19 protein-coding genes and 1 pseudogene are annotated in these 21727 nt (G+C 63.1%); 10 read left to right on the top strand and 10 right to left on the bottom strand.

Annotated elements, in window-relative coordinates:
* Positions 1-198: 198 nt before the first annotated feature.
* Complete coding sequence (locus tag B0B01_RS11920) at positions 199-1344, bottom strand: baeRF3 domain-containing protein (RefSeq protein ID WP_076650280.1); 1146 nt, start codon at positions 1342-1344, stop codon at positions 199-201.
* A gap of 546 nt (positions 1345-1890) precedes the next feature.
* Here B0B01_RS11920 and B0B01_RS11930 point away from each other — a divergent pair.
* Positions 1891-2181, top strand: a complete 291-nt coding sequence (locus B0B01_RS11930; protein WP_076650282.1) for a DUF2218 domain-containing protein — start codon at positions 1891-1893, stop codon at positions 2179-2181.
* A 30-nt stretch (positions 2182-2211) separates the two neighbouring features.
* Here the strand turns inward: B0B01_RS11930 and B0B01_RS11935 are convergent, their stop codons facing one another.
* Complete coding sequence (locus B0B01_RS11935) at positions 2212-2679, bottom strand: MarR family winged helix-turn-helix transcriptional regulator (RefSeq protein ID WP_076650283.1); 468 nt, start codon at positions 2677-2679, stop codon at positions 2212-2214.
* 74 nt (positions 2680-2753) lie between these two features.
* Here B0B01_RS11935 and B0B01_RS11940 point away from each other — a divergent pair, with 74 nt between their 5' ends.
* The 5 genes from B0B01_RS11940 (at position 2754) to B0B01_RS11960 (ending at position 5413) form a co-directional block, all read left to right on the top strand.
* Positions 2754-3299, top strand: a complete 546-nt coding sequence (locus B0B01_RS11940) for a VOC family protein (protein ID WP_234967799.1) — start codon at positions 2754-2756, stop codon at positions 3297-3299.
* Between the two features lies 1 nt (position 3300).
* Positions 3301-3660 carry a DUF1428 domain-containing protein gene (locus tag B0B01_RS11945; protein WP_076650284.1) on the top strand — a complete coding sequence of 120 codons (360 nt, stop codon included), beginning with the start codon at positions 3301-3303 and terminating at the stop codon, positions 3658-3660.
* Between the two features lie 68 nt (positions 3661-3728).
* Positions 3729-4208: a VOC family protein gene (locus tag B0B01_RS11950; protein ID WP_076650285.1), complete on the top strand. Its 480-nt coding sequence runs from the start codon at positions 3729-3731 to the stop codon at positions 4206-4208.
* Between the two features lie 175 nt (positions 4209-4383).
* Positions 4384-4992 carry a DUF5671 domain-containing protein gene (locus B0B01_RS11955; RefSeq protein WP_076650286.1) on the top strand — a complete coding sequence of 203 codons (609 nt, stop codon included), beginning with the start codon at positions 4384-4386 and terminating at the stop codon, positions 4990-4992.
* Positions 4985-5413, top strand: a complete 429-nt coding sequence (locus B0B01_RS11960) for a hypothetical protein (RefSeq protein ID WP_076650287.1) — start codon at positions 4985-4987, stop codon at positions 5411-5413. Before B0B01_RS11955 ends, B0B01_RS11960 begins: the two co-directional genes overlap by 8 nt.
* Before the next feature lie 99 nt (positions 5414-5512).
* Here B0B01_RS11960 and B0B01_RS11965 read toward each other — a convergent pair whose 3' ends face one another.
* Both B0B01_RS11965 and B0B01_RS11970 read right to left on the bottom strand, forming a co-directional pair.
* Entirely contained in the window at positions 5513-7336 is a 1824-nt protein-coding gene (locus B0B01_RS11965) for an aromatic amino acid ammonia-lyase (protein WP_083946335.1), read from the bottom strand.
* A 324-nt stretch (positions 7337-7660) separates the two neighbouring features.
* Positions 7661-8737, bottom strand: coding sequence for a substrate-binding domain-containing protein (locus B0B01_RS11970; protein ID WP_076650288.1), 1077 nt, complete (start codon positions 8735-8737; stop codon positions 7661-7663).
* A gap of 238 nt (positions 8738-8975) precedes the next feature.
* Here B0B01_RS11970 and B0B01_RS11975 point away from each other — a divergent pair, with 238 nt between their 5' ends.
* A complete protein-coding gene (locus tag B0B01_RS11975) occupies positions 8976-10430 on the top strand; it encodes an aldehyde dehydrogenase family protein (protein WP_076650289.1) in 1455 nt (484 codons plus the stop codon).
* A gap of 122 nt (positions 10431-10552) precedes the next feature.
* Entirely contained in the window at positions 10553-11515 is a 963-nt protein-coding gene (locus B0B01_RS11980; protein WP_076650290.1) for a methionyl-tRNA formyltransferase, read from the top strand.
* A 308-nt stretch (positions 11516-11823) separates the two neighbouring features.
* On the opposite strand, the gene B0B01_RS11985 is transcribed toward B0B01_RS11980, so the two are convergent.
* The 3 genes from B0B01_RS11985 to B0B01_RS11995 form a co-directional block, all read right to left on the bottom strand.
* On the bottom strand, positions 11824-12846 hold the full coding sequence (locus tag B0B01_RS11985) for a tellurite resistance/C4-dicarboxylate transporter family protein (RefSeq protein ID WP_083946337.1): 1023 nt from the start codon (positions 12844-12846) through the stop codon (positions 11824-11826).
* 159 nt (positions 12847-13005) lie between these two features.
* Positions 13006-13965, bottom strand: coding sequence for a hypothetical protein (locus B0B01_RS11990; protein ID WP_076650292.1), 960 nt, complete (start codon positions 13963-13965; stop codon positions 13006-13008).
* A gap of 165 nt (positions 13966-14130) precedes the next feature.
* Positions 14131-14742 carry a transferrin-binding protein-like solute binding protein gene (locus B0B01_RS11995; protein WP_143733096.1) on the bottom strand — a complete coding sequence of 204 codons (612 nt, stop codon included), beginning with the start codon at positions 14740-14742 and terminating at the stop codon, positions 14131-14133.
* A gap of 361 nt (positions 14743-15103) precedes the next feature.
* On the opposite strand from B0B01_RS11995, the gene B0B01_RS12000 reads away from it, so the two are divergent.
* Both B0B01_RS12000 and B0B01_RS12005 read left to right on the top strand, forming a co-directional pair.
* Positions 15104-16252: an FAD-dependent oxidoreductase gene (locus B0B01_RS12000; protein WP_143733097.1), complete on the top strand. Its 1149-nt coding sequence runs from the start codon at positions 15104-15106 to the stop codon at positions 16250-16252.
* 424 nt (positions 16253-16676) lie between these two features.
* Positions 16677-17462 (top strand): sulfotransferase, encoded by a 786-nt coding sequence (locus B0B01_RS12005; RefSeq protein WP_234967800.1) that lies wholly within the window; start codon positions 16677-16679, stop codon positions 17460-17462.
* A 153-nt stretch (positions 17463-17615) separates the two neighbouring features.
* On the opposite strand, the pseudogene B0B01_RS12930 reads toward B0B01_RS12005, so the two are convergent.
* The 3 genes and pseudogenes from B0B01_RS12930 to B0B01_RS12020 form a co-directional block, all read right to left on the bottom strand.
* Positions 17616-18086, bottom strand: a pseudogene (locus tag B0B01_RS12930) (IS5 family transposase); the annotation flags it as partial.
* A 142-nt stretch (positions 18087-18228) separates the two neighbouring features.
* A complete protein-coding gene (locus B0B01_RS12015; RefSeq protein ID WP_076650295.1) occupies positions 18229-19578 on the bottom strand; it encodes a Vgb family protein in 1350 nt (449 codons plus the stop codon).
* A gap of 72 nt (positions 19579-19650) precedes the next feature.
* Positions 19651-21687 carry a TonB-dependent receptor domain-containing protein gene (locus B0B01_RS12020; RefSeq protein WP_076650296.1) on the bottom strand — a complete coding sequence of 679 codons (2037 nt, stop codon included), beginning with the start codon at positions 21685-21687 and terminating at the stop codon, positions 19651-19653.
* Positions 21688-21727: the final 40 nt, after the last annotated feature.

The raw sequence follows: 21727 nt of genomic DNA on the forward strand, positions 1-21727 counted from the left end.
TGCCGCACCCTCTTTTCCCGTGTTACGTCCCGTGCGCAGGCCGTAGCTACAGCCCGGCCCGCGTCAAGTCGAATCCCTGGTCCGGCCCGAAACGGATGACCGCACGCCAGTCCGGTGTCCCGGCGATCACCCCTGCGTGAAAGTCGCGCCTGCGGGATTGCGGGCGCGGACCCCCGGCAAGGGGTTCGGCCCGCTCGTTCAGTGCCGATAGATGGCGGCAAGCCCGGTATCCGACGGCATCGATTCCGCCGGAACGATCACCACCTCGCCGCCCATGCGGAGCACATGTTCGCCGATATCGTCAAGCAGGTCGTCCACCCCCGGATCTTCGAGCGGTGCGAATTCGATCGCGCCGGTCGCATCGTCGAACCGGCCGGGAATCTCGCGATCCGCCTCGACCAGCAGGGTCTCGATCCGCCCGTTCACGGCTTCGCGGGCGATATCGGCAAGATCGACGCTGCCGGCATGCCGGGCCTGCGCCGTGCCGAAACGTTCGATCAGACCGTCGAGCCGCGCAAGATAGCGGGGCAGGATGATCCGCCAGGCGCGCTCCCGCAGATCGTCGGCCGGAACCGCATCGACGTCCACGTCGATCGCCTCGTCCAGCAGATGGGGGTTGCGGCTTATCGAGCGGAAGCGGTGATGGTGCTCTGCCAGCGCCGCCAGCAGGAGCGGCTTGCCCGTCGGCTGCGAATGATGGGTCAGCACCGCCGCATCGACGGCCCGGAAGAAACGCTCGGCCTCATTGTCCATTTCGGCCCGGCGCAGGTCCATTCCGTGGCTCGTCGTCACCTGCGATCCGGCGGAGCCATAGACTCGGTTGCTCCGTTCCGGGCCGGTGTCCTGGTCGCCGATCACCTCGCCCGCGGTGCGCGGAACGCCCGCCGCCGGCTCGATCTCGTCCAGCGTGTACCGGTCGCCCTCGAACAGGCGCATCTCGCGCCGCCCGATGCCCAGAACATGATAACGGTCGCCCGACTGCAGGATGCGCATGAGCGGCTTGGTGTGGAAACTTTCGGCCACGATGGCCAGTTCGCGCACCGAGCGCTGCAGGCGATAGACCTTGAACAGGCCGGGCGCTCCGAAGACGGCCACCCCGTCCTGCGCGTGGTTCCAGAATTCGGTGTCTTCGGCAAGGTCGTGGAACGGCGCCAGCAACGGTGCGATTTCCCGTTTGGGATATTTCTGCTGCAGGGATGTCTCAAGCTCCCTGACCAGGTTTCGGAACCGGATCCGGTCCTGCTGCCTGTCGGGAATCGTGCGGTGGGTCGGCTGGTAAAGCGACAGGCAGGGCGGTTCACGTTCGGCAAGCAATGTCGGATAATCGCGTGCAAGCGCATCCATGATCGGACTCCTTATGTTCAGGCTCCTCGCCGGCGACTGTCTTGCCGCAGCGTTGAAAGAGCCGGACGCCTCGTCCCCCGTTTTCCGGTTCCGGTTGCGGATTTCGCGCTATCCGTTCTCCTGCAGCGGCCCCCTGCCTGCGGACGACAGGTCCGGGCCATGCACCGCCGGCACCGGTGTTGCGGGCAAGTGTACCTCGTGCCAGCCGGATGGCCAGCGGAATGCCCGGTTTATTGCCCCGGATCGGGCCGACGTGACATAATGCCCGCGGCGAGGACGGGCAGAAGCTGCCCGCCGATTCCAACCGGCGGTTTCGGCGTTGGTTCCATCGCGGAGCCCGGGGCCAGCCGGTTCCGCTCCCCCCGCCCGCGGCCCGGCGGCCTGAACTTTTCCCGGCGGGCCGCACAGCGTGAACGCCGGGGCTGTCCGCGCGGTGCCGAATCGCCGATGCTCCGCCCGCGCGCCCTTGTGATCGGCACGATCAGGGCACAGGTTTCCAGGACAGGACAGGACAGGACAGGACAGGACAGGACAAGGCCAGGATCAATGAAAATCGCCACCACCATCGCCACCCCCCATGCCAGCCGGTATCTGCAGCAGCTCTGCAAGCATTTCGGACACAAGATCGAAACCCGCTACGACGCGCAGAGCGGCACCTGCCGCTTCCCGCACAGCACCGTCGAACTGAACGCCCATGACGGCGGGCTAGATATTTCCGTCACCGCGGCGGACGAGGACGGGCTTTCCAGCGGGTGCCGGGTGGTCTGGTCGCATCTTGCGCGCTTTGCGTTCCGCGAGGATCTGCCCGAGCCGCACTGGACCCCGCCCGCCGCCTGACCGGCCCCGCCGGCGGGAAAAGGCCGGGACTCAGGTCCGCGGCCGGTCCCCGCCGGGGCTGGACAGGCGGCGCAGATCGGCCCGAAGGGCGGCGGCGTCGGTGTCGGGCAGAAGCCGGTCGATCCCGTCATGGGTCGCGCGCCAGACCGGCACCGCCGCCACCAGCAGATCGCGCCCGGCATCGGTCAGGCGCAGGCGGCGGCTGCGGCGGTCGCGCTCGTCCGGGATGATCTCCAGCAGGCCGCGCCGCGCCAGCGGTTTGGTGTTGGCGGTCAGCGTGGTGCGGTCCATCGCCAGAAAGGCCGCGAGGTCGCTGATTCGGGGCGGCTCGGGCCGGTTCAGCGACATCAGCAGCGAATACTGGCCATTGTTCAGCCCGAGCGGGCGCAAAGCCTCGTCGAAGCGGCGCGCGATGGCACGCGCAGCCCGTTGAAGATGCAGGCAAAGGCACCGGTCCCGGACCTCGAGCGTCGTCTGTATCGGCAAATCATGGCGCATGGCTGCCAGTTACGTTGACATCAACCCAAAGGTCAAGCAACCTTCTGCGGGCAAGCGCATCGCGGCGGAAGCCGATGCGCATCGGACACGAACCGCAGGAGGAAATGATGCCCACCTCGATGAGCAAGGCGGCCGCGAAGGCGGCAGAAACCGGGATCAGCCCGTTGTCACCCTATCTGATCTGCGACGGCGCGGCGGACGCCATCGAATTCTACAAGACCGCCTTCGGCGCCGAAGAGATGTTCCGCCTGCCCGGACCGGACGGCCGGATCCTGCACGCCTGTCTCAGCATCAACGGCGCCTCGGTGATGCTAAACGACGAATTCCCCGAGGCCGGGGTCACCGGTCCCAACCGGCTTGGCGGTTCGCCCGTGTCGATGAACCTGATCGTGGACGATGCCGACGCATGGGCCGCGCGGGCCGAACAGGCCGGCGCTGTGGTCGTCATGCCGGTCGAGGAACAGTTCTGGGGCGACCGGTTCGGCATGGTGCGGGATCCCTTCGGTCATGCCTGGTCGCTGGCCACGCCCGTGCGCAAGGTCGGCATGGACGAACTGAACCGGGCCGCGCGGGAGGTGGATATGACCTGCGGAGAGTCCGCACAGCCGGGAGGTGCATGAAATGGCTTACATACAGGGATTTCTGCTGGCCGTTCCGGCAGAGAACAAGGCCGCCTACAGGCAGATGGCCGAGGATTCGTGGGCCATTTTCCAGCGCCATGGCTGCCTTGCCATGCGCGAATGCTGGGGGGTGGACACGCCCGAGGGGAAGGAGACCTCATTTCCCATGGCCGTGAAGCGCAAGGACGGCGAAGTCGTGGTGTTTGCATGGCTGGAATGGCCCGACCGCGCCACCTGCGACCGCGCCGCCGAGGCGATGCAGACCGAACCAATGATGCAGGACATGCCCGAAATGCCCTTCGACGGAATGCGCATGATGTGGGGCGGGTTCGAGGAACTGGTCCGGCGCGGCGGGGCGTGAGCGCTGTGCCGCCATGCACATCCGGGCCGGGGCCGGATCCCGGGCCGTCAACCCGAAAGGATATCGCGATGACCCGCAACAGGATTTGCATCTGGTACGACAAGGAGGCCGAGGCGGCGGCGCGGTTCTACGCCGCGACCTTTCCCGACAGCCGCGTGACGGCCGTCACCCGCGCCCCGGCGGATTATCCCTCCGGCCGGGCCGGTGATGTTCTGGTGGTCGAATTCACCGTCGCCGGCATCCCCTGCATGGGGCTCAACGGCGGGCCGGGGGTGACGCACAGCCTTGCCTTTTCGTTCCAGATCGAGACCGGCGACCAGGCCGAAACCGATCGTTACTGGGAGGCGATCACCGGCAATGGCGGTGAGGAAAACGAATGCGGCTGGTGCCGGGACCGCTGGGGCGTCAACTGGCAGATCACTCCGCGCGTGCTGAACGAGGCCCTCTCGAACGGCGGAGACGAGGCAAGGCGCGCCTTTGCCGCGATGATGACGATGCGCAAGATCGACGTCCAGGCGATCGAGGCCGCCCTTCGCGAGGGCACCTGACTCCCGGCCTGGATCGACGCGGGCGATTCCGGCGGGCCGGGGCAGGTCAGCCCGGCCGGCCCCGGGGAGCGAACCCGCGCGGCGGACCGTTTTTTCACGAGAGTTGCCAAACGGAAGGTGCGGCCCTAGCCTGCGCCGGGCGCCCAGTCCCGGGCCTCTCTTCGATCCGAGCACCATGTCCCGCCACTCCGATCTGCACCAGTTCACCCGCACCGCCCTGGCCGATGGCCACCCGGCCGAGGACATCGCCGCGGCGCTTGCCGCCACCGGCTGGAGCGCGGGCGAAATCCGCGATGCGCTCGGCGCCTGGGACATTCGCCCCGGATTGCCGCCGGTGCCGCGGCGGGAACGCACCGCGCTGACCGCGGGACTCGCGCTGGTCGAGGGGCTGCAGCTCGTCGCGCTCGGCATGGTGGTCGGGCATCTCGTGCAACTGCTGCTGACGCTCACGGATATCTTCCTGCCCGCCGCCCAGCCGCTGTCGGACTGGCAATTGACCTCGATGCGCTGGCCGGTCGCGGCGATCATCGTGTTCCTGCCGCTCTGGCTCTGGTCCGGGTGGCGCACGCGGCCCGCCCCCGAACAGCGCCGCCCTGCCCTGTCGGTGTGGATCGGGCACCTGACGGTGTTCTTCGCCGCGCTCACGCTGCTGGGCGATGCGCTCGCGATCATCTACCGCTTCCTTGCCGGCGACATGACGGCGGCTTTCGTGGTCAAGGCGGCGGCGGTGGCGCTGGTCGCCGCGCTCGTCATCCTCGCCATGCAGGAGCGGCGCCATGACTGACCCGGCCCGGCTTGCACTTGGCGGGCGTCTTGGCCTCGCGGTCCTTTCGGCGGGTGCGGTCGCGCTCGCGCTCTGGAGCATGGGAGGGCCGCGCACCGGTCAGGCCGAGGTCCGCGACAAGGCCCGCATGGAGGATCTGCAGCGCCTCGCGCGCTTCGTGCGCTGCGTGGCCAATGCCGATGAGGGCACCCTGCCCGAAACCCTTGCGCCCGACGGCCGCTGCATGAGCGCACCGCCCCTGACGGACCGTTTCGACGGCACCCCCTACCGCTACGAGGTGACGTCCCCGCGGGGATTCAGCCTTTGCGCCGGGTTCGAGCGGACCGAGACGCTCCGGGTCTACGGCGAGACGGGCCGCATGTTCGACCCCGACACCGGCTGTCTGAACGTGACCATCGAAGCCTATCAGCGCGGCGAATGAATAGCGGCAAGGCCCGCGCCCGGCGCATGAAAGCGCCCGGACCGCGAAACACGGGCCGGGCGGGGTTCGGGCCGAAAGCCGTGCGCCGGCGCGGCAAGGTTATTCGGGCATCACCCCGGCGCGGGGGATGGGGGCGGCTTCGGGCTCCTCGGGGCCGCCCGGGTAGAATTCGGAGGCCGGATGCTCCTGCATGAAGTCGCGGATGATCTGCCCGGGGTTGCGGAAGGGGCGATCCTCCGGGGCCATGTCCCAGGGGATCTCCTCGCGCAGGGCCGCATGCGCCCGGGTCGGCGCCTCGCCGAACTCGCGGGCCGGATCCTGCAGCCGGCGGATGTCCATCCAGTAGGACGCGGTCATCAGATCCTGCGCCACCAGATGCGACAGCACGTCGATCGCCTGGCGCGCCACCTGCCCCTTGATGCGGGTCTGCGCCTCGAGATCCTCGACCGTCGCGATGATGGCCTGCCCGTTCGGGGTGACCGGCGTGCCGAGCCGGGCCAGATCCTGCCACAGATCGGTCGGCAGATAGCCGCCATGGGCAACCGGGTGCCGGTCAGCCGTTTCGGGGTCGATCACGTCCTGCGGGCGAACGATGGTAAAGAACGGGTTGGTGAACCGCTCGATCCGCTGTGCCACGGCCACGCCCATGTTGGTCAGCGCGATGGTGAAGGACTCGATTTCGTTGGCGATCGGGTAGGGATCCCAGTTCGCGTTGGAAAAGATGAAGCCCGACTTGCCGTCGCTGAGCGGCCCGCCCTCGACATAGTAGCGCTTGAAATGCGGGGTCGAGAGCTCCCATGAACTGTCGGGCGTGATCCCGGGCACGACGGCCGGGTTGTGATCGGACGAGTTGATCGAGATATGCAGCGAATCCCGCAGCACGGCCCAGGCCTGCCACGCGGCCCCCTGCCGCTGCGACGAGGCGCGCAGGCTTTCGGGATCCTGAATGATCCGCTCGGGGTCCAGCTCGAACAGGTAGCTGCCGCGCAACATGTCAAGCACGCGCTCGGCGTCCCAGTTCAGCCAGTCATAGGGCCGCATCGCCTGCACCGGGGCCGAAATCGGCGTGAGGCTCGAATTCATGCCGTTCAGCGCCATGGCATAGCTGAGATCGGCCCATTCGAGCACCTCCCGCGCCTCCGCAAGCGCGATCGCCACCTGCGCATAGGCATAGGCATTGGTGCTGATCAGCGCCGCCTGATCGGCGCCCTCGGGCACGAGCGGCTCGATGCCGGCGCGTTCCAGCGCCTCGCGCGCGGGCATCCGCTCGCCCTCGAAATAGGCGTCGCCGACCCCGACCATGGTGGCGGCGATATTGCCCATGGTGGGCAGGTCGCCCTCGCCAAGCGTGCCGCGTGACATCACCACCGGTGTCACCCGGTGATTGAGCATGTCGACTAGGATCCGCACGAGGTCGGGGCTTGCCGCCTCGTAGGTGATCGTGTTGGCGCGGATCGCCATGATGGCACGGACGAGTTTTTCCTCGTGGATCTCCGGCCCGTAGCCGCCGCGCGCCCCGTTGGCGAAGCGGGCATATTGCTGCTTGCGCAGGAACTCCGCGTTTTCGGGGCTGGTCGGATCGCCCTCGAAAATCACCGTCTCGCGGTTCGACCCGGCGCCGCGGTTGAACCAGTAGATCGGCATCCCCTCGGCCGCGCCCTGCAGCAGGAGCCCATAGGCATCCTTCGCCCGCTGCACCGCCTCGTCGGCAAGCTCGACCCGGGCGCCGTCACGGGCGATACGGATGACATCCCCATAGGTCATGTCGCGCCCGGTCAGCGTGATCGTCTCGTCCTCCGCGGTCACGGTGATCGGTTCATAGGGCGGAACCGGGTTCACCCCGGCCTGCGCGAGGGGCGCGGCGAACAGGAACGCCGCGGCCAGGGCGGTTTTCCAGCCCATGTGACAATGGTTCTGAAACATCTCCGGTCTCCTGTGGTCTGCTGTGGAGCGCCCCGGAAAAAGCGCACGGTGCCCGACCGAGACGGGTTCATCATGATCAAGACACGGCTTTCGGTCAATCTTTGCGCAGATGGCCGATGTGATCGAATGGGGCCGCTCGGGCGGCCGGCCGGCAACGATCCGACGGCCTGGATGCTGTCGGGGCAGCGTGCGGAGGCCCTGCCGCACCATATTCATTCTGCCGGGATCGTTCCGAACAGCCCGGCCCGCCATCGCAACCCGCCTCTGCCGCTGGCCGTCACCACCCTCGATGCGCTCGGGGACAGGCAGACATATTTGCAAAGGTCATTTCGATTCCCGGAACACCTGGGGGATGGTCTTGATGACACCCGGATCCTTGAGCCGGTAGCCCGGCACGGTCGAGATCATGTCGTGAAACGCCTGCCCCTGCATGATCTGGAGGATCCGCTTCACGGCGTCGAGCTCCAGGATGTCCTTGTGGCAGACGAAGAAATAATCCTCGGTCAGCAGGCGCACGAAATCGAGGTCGAACTGATGCGCGGCCGCCTCGACCCCGAAGGCTACATCGGCCATGCCCGACGCCACATAGGCGGCAACGGCGGCGTGGGTGAATTCGCCATGTTCGTAACCGTTGATGCGTGACGCATCCACCCGGTGCTGCGCCAGCAACTGGTCGAACAGCAGCCGCGTGCCGGATTCCGTCTCGCGGTTGACGAAACGCACCTTCGGATCCAGCAGCCGTTCCACGGTGGTGATCCCGAGCGGATTGCCCCGCGCCACGATCAGCCCGAGTTCCCGCGTGACCAGCCCGATGACGCGGTGAATGTGCGGCTGCAGCCAGCCCTTGCTGATCGTGATCGCCCGCTTGCGCAATTCGCCCTGCGGCAGATGCATCCCGGCCAGATCGCAACCGTCATGCGCAAGCGACACCAGCGAATTCTGGTTCGATACATAGCGGAAATCGACATCGAGATCGGGCTCCCGCGCCAGAAGTTCACGCAGGCGGGGCACCGCGAAGCCGTGACTGGCATGGACCCGCAGCATCAGGGGCCCGCTCTGCAGCATGTGGTTGATCTCGCTTTCAAGCTCCTGTGACAGGTTCTCCAGCAGCGGCCCGAGCCGGGCATCGAGCCGCTGCCCGGCCCAGACCAGCTTTTCCCCGAAAGGGGTGAGCGTGGTGCCGCTGCCGCGCCGCCGCACCACGAGGGGCGTGGCGAAGAAATCGGACCATTTCCGGATGAGGTTCCAGGCATGGCGATAGGACATGCCGGCCCGGTCAGCGGCGACAGTGATTTTCCCGGTCGCCCTGATCTCTGCCAGAAAGTCGAGCATGACCTGCATCGACTGCGCATCTTCGCCGCGCGTGAAACGCCAGATCGGCTCGATTTCTATTTTTATCATTGCGCGTCCCTACCCTGCCTGACCCTGCCTGACCCTGCCTGCGCCATGCGGCGCATATGGCCCCACTCGGGCGAAGCCTCCGAAATGTTATGAATACATATTCATATTTTTCTAGCCCCGTCCGGCACAAGATTTCATATTCCCATGCTCACACGGGTTATTCATAGTTTATCCAATCACCATGCTTGTGGGCAATCATTAAAGATATGATTTCCTGTGCATATTAAAGGAGGGCGATATGCTTGATCGAACAACGACGGACACGCAGAGACTGCTGATCGACGGCCGCCGGATCGCCGCCGGATCGGGGCGCAGTTTCGAGACGCTCAATCCGGCCACGGGCGAGGTTCTGGCGCATGTGGCCGAGGCCGATGCCGGGGACGTCGATGCCGCGGTGCGATCGTCGCGGGCGGCGCTCGATGGCGAATGGGGGCATATGCGGGCAGCCGACCGCGGCGCGCTTCTGCTGCGGCTTGCCGAGCTGGTCCGGCAAAATGCCGATGAGCTCACCCGGATCGAAAGCCTCGATTCCGGCAAGCCGGTCTCGGCGATCCGGCGTCAGGATCTGCCGGCGGTGATCGACACCCTGACCTATTACGCGGGCATGGCCGACAAGATAAACGGCCAGGTGATCCCGGCGCGGCCCGATGCGCTGACCTATACCATCCGCGAGCCTCTGGGCGTCGTCGGCGCCATCGTGCCGTGGAATTTTCCGCTGATGATCGGCATGTGGAAGATCGCGCCCGCACTCGCCTGCGGCTGCACCGTGGTGCTGAAGCCGGCCGAGATTACCCCGCTCAGCGCCCTGATGATCGGCGAACTGGCGCTCGAGGCCGGGATTCCCGCCGGGGTGCTCAACGTGGTTCCGGGCTTCGGCCAGGTGGCCGGGCAGGCCATCGTCGATCACCCGGATATCGACAAGGTGACCTTTACCGGCTCGCCCCGTGTCGGGCATCAGATCCTGCAGGGCGCCGCCGGCAACTTCAAGCGCGTGACGCTGGAGCTGGGCGGAAAGTCCGCCAACATCATCTTCCCCGATGCGGATATCGACTCGGCGGTGAAGGCGGCGGGCTCGGGCATATTCTTCAACACCGGGCAGGTCTGTTCGGCGGGCTCCCGCATCCTCGTGCATGAAAGCATCCATGACGAGGTGGTCGAGCGCCTCGCCGCGCGCGCCGCTGGCATGCGCATCGGTGATCCGCTGGAAAGCGGCACCAACATGGGCCCGATCGTTTCCGAGGCCCAGATGAACCGCATTCTCGATTACATCGACATCGGCCGCAAGGAGGGCGCCCATATCGTCACCGGCGGCAACCGCATCGGTGACAGGGGCTATTATGTCGAGCCGACCGTCTTTGCCGGCGTGCACCACGAGATGCGGATCTCGCAGGAGGAAATCTTCGGCCCGGTAGCCGCGGTTATGCCCTTTGCCGACGAAGACGACGCGATCCGTATCGCCAACGGCACCGCCTACAGCCTCGCCGCCGGCGTCTGGACCAAGGACGTGACCCGCGCGCACCGGTTCACCCGTGAACTCAGGGCGGGGACGGTCTGGGTCAATACCTATGGACCGACCGATATCCGCCTGCCCTGGGGCGGAGTGCGCGACTCGGGCTTTGGCCGCGAACATGGCGAAGCCGCCATCGACAACTTCACCGAACCGAAAGTGGTCTGGATCAACACCGGGCGCTGACGCGCGGGGCCGGTCCCGCATTCCTCCCCGCGGGGCCGGCCTTCATCTTTCCGTTTCCGTTCCGGGCCTGACCGCCTGAATGCGGACCCGTCCCGGAAACAACCGCAAACAAGGAGAAATCCATGCGTATCGCCATCATTGGCCAGCAGGCATTCGGCAAGGCCGTGCTGGAAGCCTTCATCGAACGCGGCGACGAGGTCGCCGGCGTCTTCTGCGCCCCGGAAAAGCCGGGCTCCCGCCCCGATCCGCTGCGTCTTGCGGCCGAGGAACGGGGCCTGAACCTGTTTCAGTTCCCGAATCTCAAGGGTGACGAGGCCGCAGCCGCGCTTGCCGCACTCGACGCCGATATCGGGGTCATGGCCTATGTGCTGCAGTTCGCGCCGCAATCCTTTGTCAACATCCCGCGCCATGGCATGATCCAGTATCACCCGTCGCTGCTGCCGCTCTATCGTGGGCCAAGCTCGATCAACTGGCCGATCATCAAGGGCGATTCCGAAACCGGTCTGACCATCTTCCGCCCGACCGATGGCCTTGATGAAGGGCCCGTCATCCTGCAGGAAACGGTCCCCGTCGGCCCCGAAGACACGGTCGGATCGGTCTATTTCGATCACCTGTTCCCGCTCGGGGTGCAGGCGATGCTGAAGGCGGCCGACAGCGTGGTGGCCGGCCGCCACAGCGAGACCCCGCAGGACGAGGCCGCCGCCTCTTACGAAGGCTGGTGCCGTGACGCGGAATCGCGCATCGACTGGGGCGCCCATATCGACCAGATTCACAATCTGATCCGGGGTTGCGATCCGGCGCCGGGGGCCTGGACCGTCGTCAACGGCGTCAAGGTCCACCTGTTCTCGGCCCGCAAGCAGCCGGTTCGCCGCTTTGCCGATGTGCAGGGCAAGCCGGGCGAGATCGTCAGCATCGGGGAGCAGAGCATTCATGTCGCGGCGCAGGGCGGCGTGATCGAGATCTCCAAGGTGCGCACCGCCTCGGGGCACAAGCTCGCCGCGGCCGATTTCGCCTATGCCCACGGGCTGCGGGCGGGTGAGCGTCTCGAATCCTTCACGGCGCCCCGCATCGCCGTCGCAAGCTGACCTTACGGGCCCCCGCCGGATGCGAAAAGGGGGCCCGTTTTCCGTCGGTTACAGCGGCCCGTGCTGTCAGGGCGCTTCCGATGCAGTGCTCCTGACAAGGCTGAGGCGATCCAGTCCGGGATGATCGGCAGCCGGACTCCGTTGGCTTCGTGCCTGATCGCGGATCTCCGCAAGCGTCAGCAGCATAGGCAGCAGATCTAGTCAGAAGGTCAACCAATTCACGGTCTCGATGCCTCGCATCGGGATGTGCCGCCAGGCACCGGGATGCTGCCCGGACACCGCGCAGATGCAGCCGCCGCCGGCGGATGTCAGGAGCTTGCTCCTGGATTTCTGTCCAGCAGGATGCGGGAAAGCCGGTGCAGCAGCCCCCCGAAGGCGACAAGCCAGGCCGCAAGCGCCACATGAAAGAACAGGCGCGGTACCGGCTCGAGAAAGCCGAGAGGCATCACCTCGATCATGTGCCAGGTCGCGGTGGAATACATCCCGAGGGGAAAGACAGCACCCCAGTAGAGCGGATCATAGCGCAGCGGAAAGCGGCGGTATCCATGCCGCCACACCCCGAGAAGCAGCAGCATCGGGATCCACCAGGTGCCCGTCGCCCAGTAGAGCACCGTGAACCCCTTGAGAAACGGCAGAATCGAAGTCAGGAACGGGGCATCGGGCGCGTTGCCGATCAGAAGCGATCCGCCGAGCGTCGAAATCGCCATGGCCCCCATGTTGATCCAGTAGGGCGGCGTCAGGTCGGACGGCGAAAAGCGGAAGAACGTGTAGCGATAGAAGATCAGCGACATCATCCAGATGTAAAGCATGCCGCCCCAGAGCCACATCGAAAGCGCAAGGAGGTTCAGTTCGAGCCGGTGCGGCTGCGCGACCTCGGTGGCGATGAGCGCACTCGACACGGCAACGGCCTGCGTGGCCACCACCGCAAGAAGCCAGCCGCCGCTTATGCCGCGATCAAGCGTCGGCTTGTCGCGGCATACCGTCAGCGCGGTGAAGATCGTATAAGTAAGGCCGACCCACAGCAGGCATCCAAGACCCCAGAGCACCTTCCCGACCACGATGTTCCCGTCGAGGACAATGAACTGACTGGCCAGAACCCCGGTGCCCGCGACCATCGTGAAATAACCGGGGCCGGTGGCGTGGGTGAGCATGTCACCGAAGAAGCGGCGCGGAAATGCGCAGGCGCGCCATGCATAAAGCCCGCAGAGCACCAGATACTGCACCACGTTGAGGCCGAACAACAATCGCGCAATGGTCGCGTAACCGGTTGCGTCCGCTGCAAGCGATACGATCCCCGTGGCCATCGCAAGGCCGAAATACGACGGCGACATCCCGGCAAGGGCCGTTGACCACGCAGAGGTTCGATATGTGTCGTGCGGCTTCACACGCCTCTGTCCCTTCTGTCTGTTCCCCATCTGCCATGCTGCTTCGGCAGCGGGTTTTGTGACGCCGGTGACCGATCAGCGGGGAACGGTTGCCAGCGTCGACCCCTAATTCGCCAGGCCCAATCCTCTGATCACAAATCCGGCCTCGATATTCGTGTGCGAGAATGCTTCTATGCTCGAATTCCTCCGCTCCACCGACACATAGCCATCCAGTCTGCGCCCGAACCGACGGTCCGCTCGTGCCACCAGAATATCATCCCGGCGCTCTGTTCCGAAGAATTTCCCCCCTCTCTCCTGAATTGCCGAAAGCGACAGGGTGGTGGGGGAGCCGAAAAGGATGTTGGAATAAGCGCCGGTGACAGAGAGCGTGGGAAGGAGCCGCCCCTCCAAGCGGTCTCCTGCCTCGACGGAGAGGCGCCAGAGGCCGAGGTGCGGATTGACTGACGCGACGTTGAAACGAACACGATTCTGCCAGGTCGAATTGTCACGGATGCGCATGAATGTCCCCGAGACATCCCGCGTTGCTTCGGCACTGCCGATAATGCGGCCGACAGTGACAACCGCATATTTCGTGCTGTCATCCCCGAGCTTGCGCCGCTTTTCATACTGCCCGGCTGACACGTCGATATAGGACCAGTCGTCCCGCGTATGGCTGAGAGTGACCGCGCCGCCGTGCTCCCGGACAGAAAGGTCGTCTCCGACCGCCCTGCGATACTCCTTGTAGCCGCTGAAGGACAGGACCGCTCCCTTGGCAACGGCCACGGACAGCCCGGCCGAGGCGCGCAGGCCCGCCATCACCGCATTTTTGGCGCGGGAATCGGGGTCTACCTTGAACAGAAAATCCCCGATCCTGAGATAATCGGACGGGATTCCGCCATTCACGTTATATTCATGCCGCAACACCGGCGAGACCGTGACGCCGTATTGGACAACATCGGGAAAGCGCTGCCCGGGCTGCACAGCCAGCCGCCGGGCCAGCGAAAAAACATAGCCACGCGATCCCTTGGGCTGCTCGGCCAGAAGGCTGTGAAACGCAAGCCGAGGAGAGCCGAAAGCAAGTGCCAACGGCCAGCGTTCCTGCGTCATCCCCGCAGAGGGAAGCAGTACGATGAGCAGAACGATCGTTGTTGCCGCTATGCGGAAAGCTTTATGAAGCAACAGATGATCACACAGTCGGAAGGTGCTCGGCGGCCGCAGGGATATCGGCCGCCCGGATCTGATGTTCCGGGCCTATCGTTCGGCGCCGAACTGGCCGTAATATCGTGTGCCGTCTACCGAACCATCAATTGGGCCGCTGATGGCCTCGGCTTCATCGCCGCGGAACCCGCCTCTGAATCCACCTTCAGCGTCTTTGTCGATATTGACCGAGTGGCCGTTTATCTCCCCCTCCATACTTGCGGATATGGTGTTTCCGGCAATAGTGCCATTGACCAGGTCGATCTGCCCTGCGATCGGATTGTTCGAAGCATCGCGGAAGTTATCAAGGCTGCCGGTGATGCTCCCGGAGTAGGGATCCACCAGATCGTCACCGCCAATAGTCGCGTGTACAGTCACGTTCGAGGCGGCGATGGGATTGGTAAAGTCCCCATCCGTAGTACTATAGGTCGCAGCCCCCCGATATGTCGCCGTGCCGTGCTCTTCCACGGCTGGTGCCGGCGAAAGCTTGTCTTCATCCCAGGAGACAGGATGCTCGCCGACAATCCGGCCGGTTGTTGCAACGAGATCGGCAAAGGACGCATCCGGGTCGACCGGAGTGACGGGTCCAGACGACCCGGAACTCCCTCCACCGCAGGCGACCATCCCGAGGCTGCCGACCGCAGCCACTACAAGTGAAATCCGCATAATCCCCCATCCCGTAAAATTGACATGGTATACTGTACATCGGCAAAATTATGCCGAGTCAAGAGAACCGGGCGCTCGAAAATCAACCTCCGCATCTGATCTGCAGCTTTCACGAACGCGCAATCCGCTGCGTCCGGCTGAGGATCTGCCGGCGGCCCGGCCGTCCAGAACACCCGCAGGAAGCACGAATCCGCCGTGCCTGGGGCTATCCCCAGGCCTCCGTGGGAATGCCCGGGTTTCCGGTCGAAAGGGGGCGGGTTCAGTATCGTGATCCTGAAACAACGCGCATTCGAATTCTGGCCCCGGGTTGCGATTCACGTCCCGATGCGCGACCCTTTGCTTTCGACCGCGACCGGGACCAATGATGGCGGAAGCCGGGATCCTCATTGTCGGTGCGGGCCCAAGCGGGCTCGCCCTCGCTGCCGTGCTTCAGCGGCGCGGCGTCGAAAGCGTCATCGCGGTCGATCGCCGGCCGGCCGGCGCGAACACTTCGAGAGCCGCCGTCATTCACGCCCGCACCCTGGAGGTGCTGGAACCGCTCGGCGTCACGTCGACCCTGACAGGACAGGGCCTCCGCATCCCGACGTTCCGTGTGCGCGATCGCGACCGCGTGTTGGTCACCATTGATCTCTCCGGCATATCGAGCGCCTATCAATTTGCATTGATGCTGCCTCAGGACCGCACTGAACAGATTCTCCTGAATCGGCTGGAAACGCTGGGAGGGGCCGTTACGCGGCCCTGTGAGCTGGTCTCGTTCACCGAGACGAGCGACGGGGTCGAAGCGACGCTTCTGGACAACGGGACCACAAGAACCGTTCGCGCAAGCTGGATTGTCGGCTGCGACGGGATGCACAGCCGGGTGCGGGACCAGGCCGGCATCGCGTTTTCCGGCGCTGAATATCAGCAATCCTTTGTTCTCGCCGATGTTCGGATGGACTGGCCTCTCGGGCGCGAGGAGGTCAGCCTGTTCTTCTCGCCCGCCGGCCTTGTGGTGGTGGCGCCGCTGCCCCGGGAGCACTTTCGGATTGTTGCGACCATAGATGACGCGCCGGAACTCCCCTCAAGGTCCTTCATGCAGGAATTGATCGATACTCGCGGTCCATCGGCAAGGCCCGGTCATATTCATGACATCGTCTGGAGCTCCAGATTTCGTATACATCATCGCGTGGCACAGACACCGCGCAGCGGGCGCGTTCTGCTGTGTGGAGATGCGGCACATGTTCACAGCCCGGCAGGCGGGCAGGGAATGAACACGGGGATTCAGGATGCGGTTTCGCTCGCCGAGGTCCTGGCGCAGGGTGCAGACAGTGCGGCTCTTGATATGTGGGCGGCGGAGCGGCACCGCGTCGCGAATGATATCGTCGCATTCACGGACAGAATGACCCGACTGGCCACCATGAAATCCAGTGGCGGCCAGGCGATCCGAAATGCAGCCATCTCAATCGCCGGACACATGCCGTTCCTGCGCTCGGAGTTTGCCCGGAGAATTGCCGAGCTGAACATCGACTGATATCAGCCCGTTCCCATATCCCTGACCGGCGGGCTCGGTCGCCGCGTTCACATCAGAACCTTGCCCAGCCCCGCCACAGGCCAATCGGGTCATGTCCGCAATCCGGCACCTCGACCCGCCCTGCCCGGCCGCACCAGGCCGTTGCGTTGGGAGCCCGGTCACGCGATCAGCTTCGTCTGCAAGCATCCGGCGCAGGCCACAGCGATCTCCTCTCATTCAGCGCCTCCAGGATCTGCTCCCACAGACATCGCCGGTCTCGCGCCGTTACATTATGCTGGAAACAGTCGCCGCAATCTGCAATAGCTGGGACTATGAAACCGGCATGAATCGCCGCCCGTGAAACCGAGTCAACTCCCAACCGGGGAACAGATTGCGTCATCGCCTGATGATACTGACCTAAAACATTATAGAAAAAGACACATTGGTGCTCAACGTGCAAGACTTTTTAATTATTGGCGGCCCCCCTAGGAGTGGAACAAGGTTTATAACAAACGCTTTGAATACACATTCGAACGTGGTCATCCAGGGCGAGATGCATCCAAATGTATTGGAGACAACTCTAGACTATCTACATAGAAATAATGAGTTTTATAAAAACATAGAAGAAAAGAAAAAAGATGAGGTAAGCTCCAAAATCTGGAAACGTAAACGCGCTGCCTTATTCTATCAAATGATTTGTGCGGGCCAGAAACATGGCGTGAAGTCGACACCTAAAAATACAAACCTTATAGGCTTCAAACTGCCGCGTGTAGAATTGCGTGCTTTAAGTATGGCGCGTGCGGTAGGTGGATTTAAATTCTTATACTGTTTGCGAAATTTTGAAGCACATTTTCTTTCTTGCGCAAGCCGTTGGAACTCTAAAATTGATAAGGTTGCTGAGCAATATCGTATATCCATAGCTACGGCATTGGAGATGTTGTCCAGAGACGAGATTGATTTCACAGCCTTTTCTCTAGATCGCATGAAGGCTGATGATCGACTACATCTTGCCCATGTTGCGGCCCGTCTTAAATTAAGTGAATCTGAAGTATGGTTGAAAAATATAGATCCCACAAGAAAAGCTAATCAGGCAGAAAAGTTTGTATCTGATAAGCGCGTATCCCTGACTAAAGAAGAAAAGGCCTTCATGGCTGACAATAGCGATTTGAATGACTTATATGAGACCTTCTGGACGGCATATGACACTGTACAAAACGGACGAAATATTTAACAGACTGGATTGATGCGGTGGATGCCCCCACCCGACGCCATCGAATGTGCCATAACGGTTTCGTAGGAACCTCCGCGAGAGAGACGTTCATGTCGGAGTTTAGCATATTGGCGGTGTCGAGCAGGTGGGGTAGTATGGGCTGTCGCTCTTAGGTCATGTTGACAAATGTCGAAGCCATAGCCTGATGCAGGCTATATCGACAAAGCCGAGGAAACTATCTGCGGTTTGTCGTAGCGGGTTGCCAGCCGACGGGCAGGTTGTCGGCCATCACCAGATCATAGCCGGTATGGTATAGTCGGAATCTTGCCCCGGCGTGATCTCGGTCCTCATCGGGAGGCCAGCACCGTTGACGGAGGTGAATCTTGGTCGAGAACCCACTTCTCGAACGGCCAAGAGCCTCTTTCGGAGTCCCCCTTTTGCGCCCGCCGCATGATGATGCGCCCGGATCACTGTGCTGTCGACCATCTGCAGCTTGTCCGGCGCAACCCCGGCGTGGTTGAGAGCGTCCAGGATAACCCCCCACAGTCCCGCAAGGGTCCAGCGGCGGAACTGACGGTAGACCGATGACCACTTGCCGAACTCCTGGGGCAGGTCGCGCCAAGGCGCACCGGTTTTCAAGAACCACCCGGAAAAACTGCTTCAGTTCTTCCACGCTGATTTTCTCCGACGGGGTTCTCAAGAATAGCAGCGTGATGATCCCGCATAAGTATTCATTGACTGCCTTCAGGTCGTCGCGCGCCTACCGATAGCCTCATTCTGCACGCGGTTACGTGTCCGGTGCTATGCGCGAAAGTCGGTCGCCATTGGAATCATCCTGTCCACGCGCCTTGTTCACCGAGAAAACCGTACCATCGGGCGTGACGATCAGATGGTTCGGAAAGGGACCACCATCCAGATTGGCCCGGATTTTGCCACTGGACCCATCCAATACCGTGATCGTGTCCGAAGCGCGGCTGGCGACGAACAGCTGACCGCTAACCACGTCAAAGGCGATATTCAGTGGGCCCGCCCCGACCCGCGTGTCAAACAGAAGCTGTCCGCTTTCGCCGTTGATGGCGATTACGTTATCGCTTCCTTGCGAGGCTACGAAGATGCGTCCGGTCCGCGGATCTATATCTACACCGGATGGGTTTTTTACGCCTGGCAGAGCAAAAATCGTCACCTCGCCCGAATCCAGGTCGATCCGCGCCGCCTCAGGCGTGCGCAGCGAAACCGTATAGAGCTGCCCCCCAACCTGATCCAGAGCCAGACTCATGGCCGCGAAGCTCTCGCCACGTTGCTCAGACTGCAGCTCAAACCCATCCAGCTTTTCCAGCGTTTCTGTGTCGAAGCTCTCGATCCGATTGCGGTGGGTGCTGACATAAGCGCGGCCTCTGGTCTCATCGATTACCACATCACGCGGTTTCTCGACTGTGTCAGTCTCGAACTGCTTGATCAGGGACAGGTCTCCCTGGGTATAGACCGCTACGGCGTTGTGCCGGGTATTTGTCACCCAGACAGTATCGTTTGCATCGTCCACGCCGATCCCGAAGGCGCCAAAGTCACCGGGGTCGGTCTGTGCGAGAACTTCAAGCGTGGCGGCGTCCAGCTTGGCAATGCTGGACGAGCCCTCGGGCGGACGACCCACGGCCGAGGCGACAAACACCGTATCATTATTGGCGCTGTGCGCGACTTGATAGACGCCAGGCGTGACCTTGACCGCCTTGGTCTCATAATCATCGGCTCCCGCTAGCGGCACCTGCGGTGAAACCTTCAGCGGCGTCACTGCGGCAGAATCGGGATCGTCCGCCAGCACCACGACCGGATGCTGACCGACCACGGCATCCGTGGGAAGATCAAAGCTGAAGGTAAAGCCGCCCTCAGCGTCGGCCTGCAAATCCGGCGACGATAGCAGGCCTTGGCCACGCTGAAGCGTGACCCGTTGCTGGGGAGCAAAGCCCGAGCCTGTGACTTCGACCTTGCTTCCGGGATAAATCGCACTGCGCTGTGGACCGGAGAACATTATCCGACCCACAAAATCGGCGGGCGCATCGAAGACGGTGTCAGCGCTGACCCCCGAAGCCAGAAGGGTCGCCAATGCCACTGCGGGAACGGGAACACGAAGGAGAAAAGGCATGTAAGGTTTCCTAAACGTTGTATGGTTCGGCCATCAGCAAGGACGGCCGCGTTTGCTTTCAGAAGCGGGTGGTCAGACCGGCATAGAAGCGCCGCCGTCGTTGTAATGCGTCAGCCCGAAGCTCTTGTCGCCGACATTGTAAACGGCAAGGCTCAACATGGCATTGTCGTTGAAACTGTAATCCGCTCCGATATCGAAAATCGTATGCTCGCCGATCTGGTTGCTGCCCGAATCTGTGGTGGCGCTGCGATATTGCGCATTTCCCCAGAGAGAGAACTTGTCCGTAACGGTCCAATCAAGCCCCAGGTTGGCAATGTGTCGCGGGCTGCTGTTAAAGGTCTCACCGACATTGTCGCCCTTGGTGATCTTGCTGTCCGCATAGGTGTAGTTGAACGTGACATCGAGATCCCGCACCGAGAAATCCGCTGTCATTTCCACCCCGTTCAGTTCGGCCGCGTCCCGGTTGACGTATTGGCTGATCCATTTGATCGGGTCACCCGGGCCGTTCATTCCGCAATCCGACGGCAGGCCCGGTATGGGTGCCTCGTTGTTGCAGATCGTCTCGCGCTCGATCTTGTCCTTGAAGCGCGTATGATAGGCGGTGAGCCCCAGTTGCACGCCGCTTGCGCTTTCCCAGACCGCGCCGATCTCGTAGTTCGTGCTGGTTTCCGGCTTGAGGTCGGTGTTGCCCTGATCGCGCGCCCGGCCGTCCCCGCCCGATGGTTCGAATATGTTGCTGTCGGCCTGTTTCAGTGTCGGAGTCTTGTAGCCCCCGCTCACGCCGCCCTTGATGGTCAGCGATGGCGTGGCATGCCAGACGGCGTAGAGACGCGGCGTGACATGCGATCCGTAACGTTCGTTCTGGTCATGGCGCAGCCCCAGCGTCAGCGTCAGGTCATCGGTCAGATGGAAGTTGTCCTCACCAAACAGCGCCCATTGCCAGCGGGTCATCTTCGGGTCGACGTTGACACGATTCGGCGAGTGCCGCGTCGTCTCGTCAATATAGTCCATGCCGAAGGTCAGGTCGTGGCGGCCAAGGCTCATGTTGGTCTTGGTGTTCAGGTTGAGCATGTCGTAACCCGACACATTGTCGCCATTGCTGAAATCCACATCCTCATATGACAGGAAAGAGGTGGTTTCGTGGCCGTTCCCCCAGCTGATCCGGTGTGACAGGCTGTAATTCATGCGCTTGAGCTTGATGCCGCCCGGCGTCCCGCCAGTCGCAACCGTCTTTGTATCGCTCCCGTTGTAGCTGGTTTCGAAATCAAGTTGCTGCATATCGGTAATGGCCCATGTCAGACGCGCGCCAAGCGACTTGCGCTCGACATCCTGCGCCTGTTCGGTAATGCTTCCTCCGCGTCCGGCGACCTGCATCCTTTTCCGGCTGCGCTCGTGACGGGAACCGTAGAGCGTGAGGCCGAGCCGCTCTCCGATCAGCGGGCCGCTCAGGTAGAACCGGCCTTCGTTTGCGCTCCCCGCATCGCTGTCCTGATAGGTCGAGGTGCCGAGCGTCAGGGTTCCGGACCATACGTCCGAAACCGGCTTGGTGATGATGTTGATCACACCCCCCGATGCGGCGGAACCATAGAGCGAGGACATCGGCCCGCGGATCACCTCGATCCGTTCGATTGCCGAAGGGGGCGGCAGATAGGACCAGCTTTGTCCTGAACCGAAACCGTTATATGTCGCCTCGCGCGAGTTCCCCACCGGCCGGCCATCGACCAGCGTCAATACGTAATTCTCGCCCAGCCCCCGGATGGTGATGGTTTCCGCACCTGATCTTGCCGATGGCGCCGAAACCACCACTCCCGGCACGTCCCGAAGCACATCGGTCACGCTGGCATAGGGTTTCGAGTTGATCTGCTCCCCGTCGATCACGCTGACGGTTGCCGGCGCATCAGGCAGGGTCTGCGCATAGCCGCTTGCGGAAACCACGAGCTGGTCCAGCATGGTGATCGGCTCTTCTCCCGCACCGGTCTCCTCGGTCTCTTCCGAAACCGGGGTTTCTTCCAGAACCAGTTCCTGTGCAAGGCCCGGCCCTGCCATGAATGCGGCCCAGAAGCCCAGACAGGTCAGCCCTCCTGCCGCATGATTTTTCAACTGTCCCATGTCATTCCTTTTTCTTGTGAATTTGCTGCCGTGAGCGTGA

The organism is Pontibaca methylaminivorans (genome assembly GCF_900156525.1).
GTDB lineage: Bacteria > Pseudomonadota > Alphaproteobacteria > Rhodobacterales > Rhodobacteraceae > Pontibaca > Pontibaca methylaminivorans.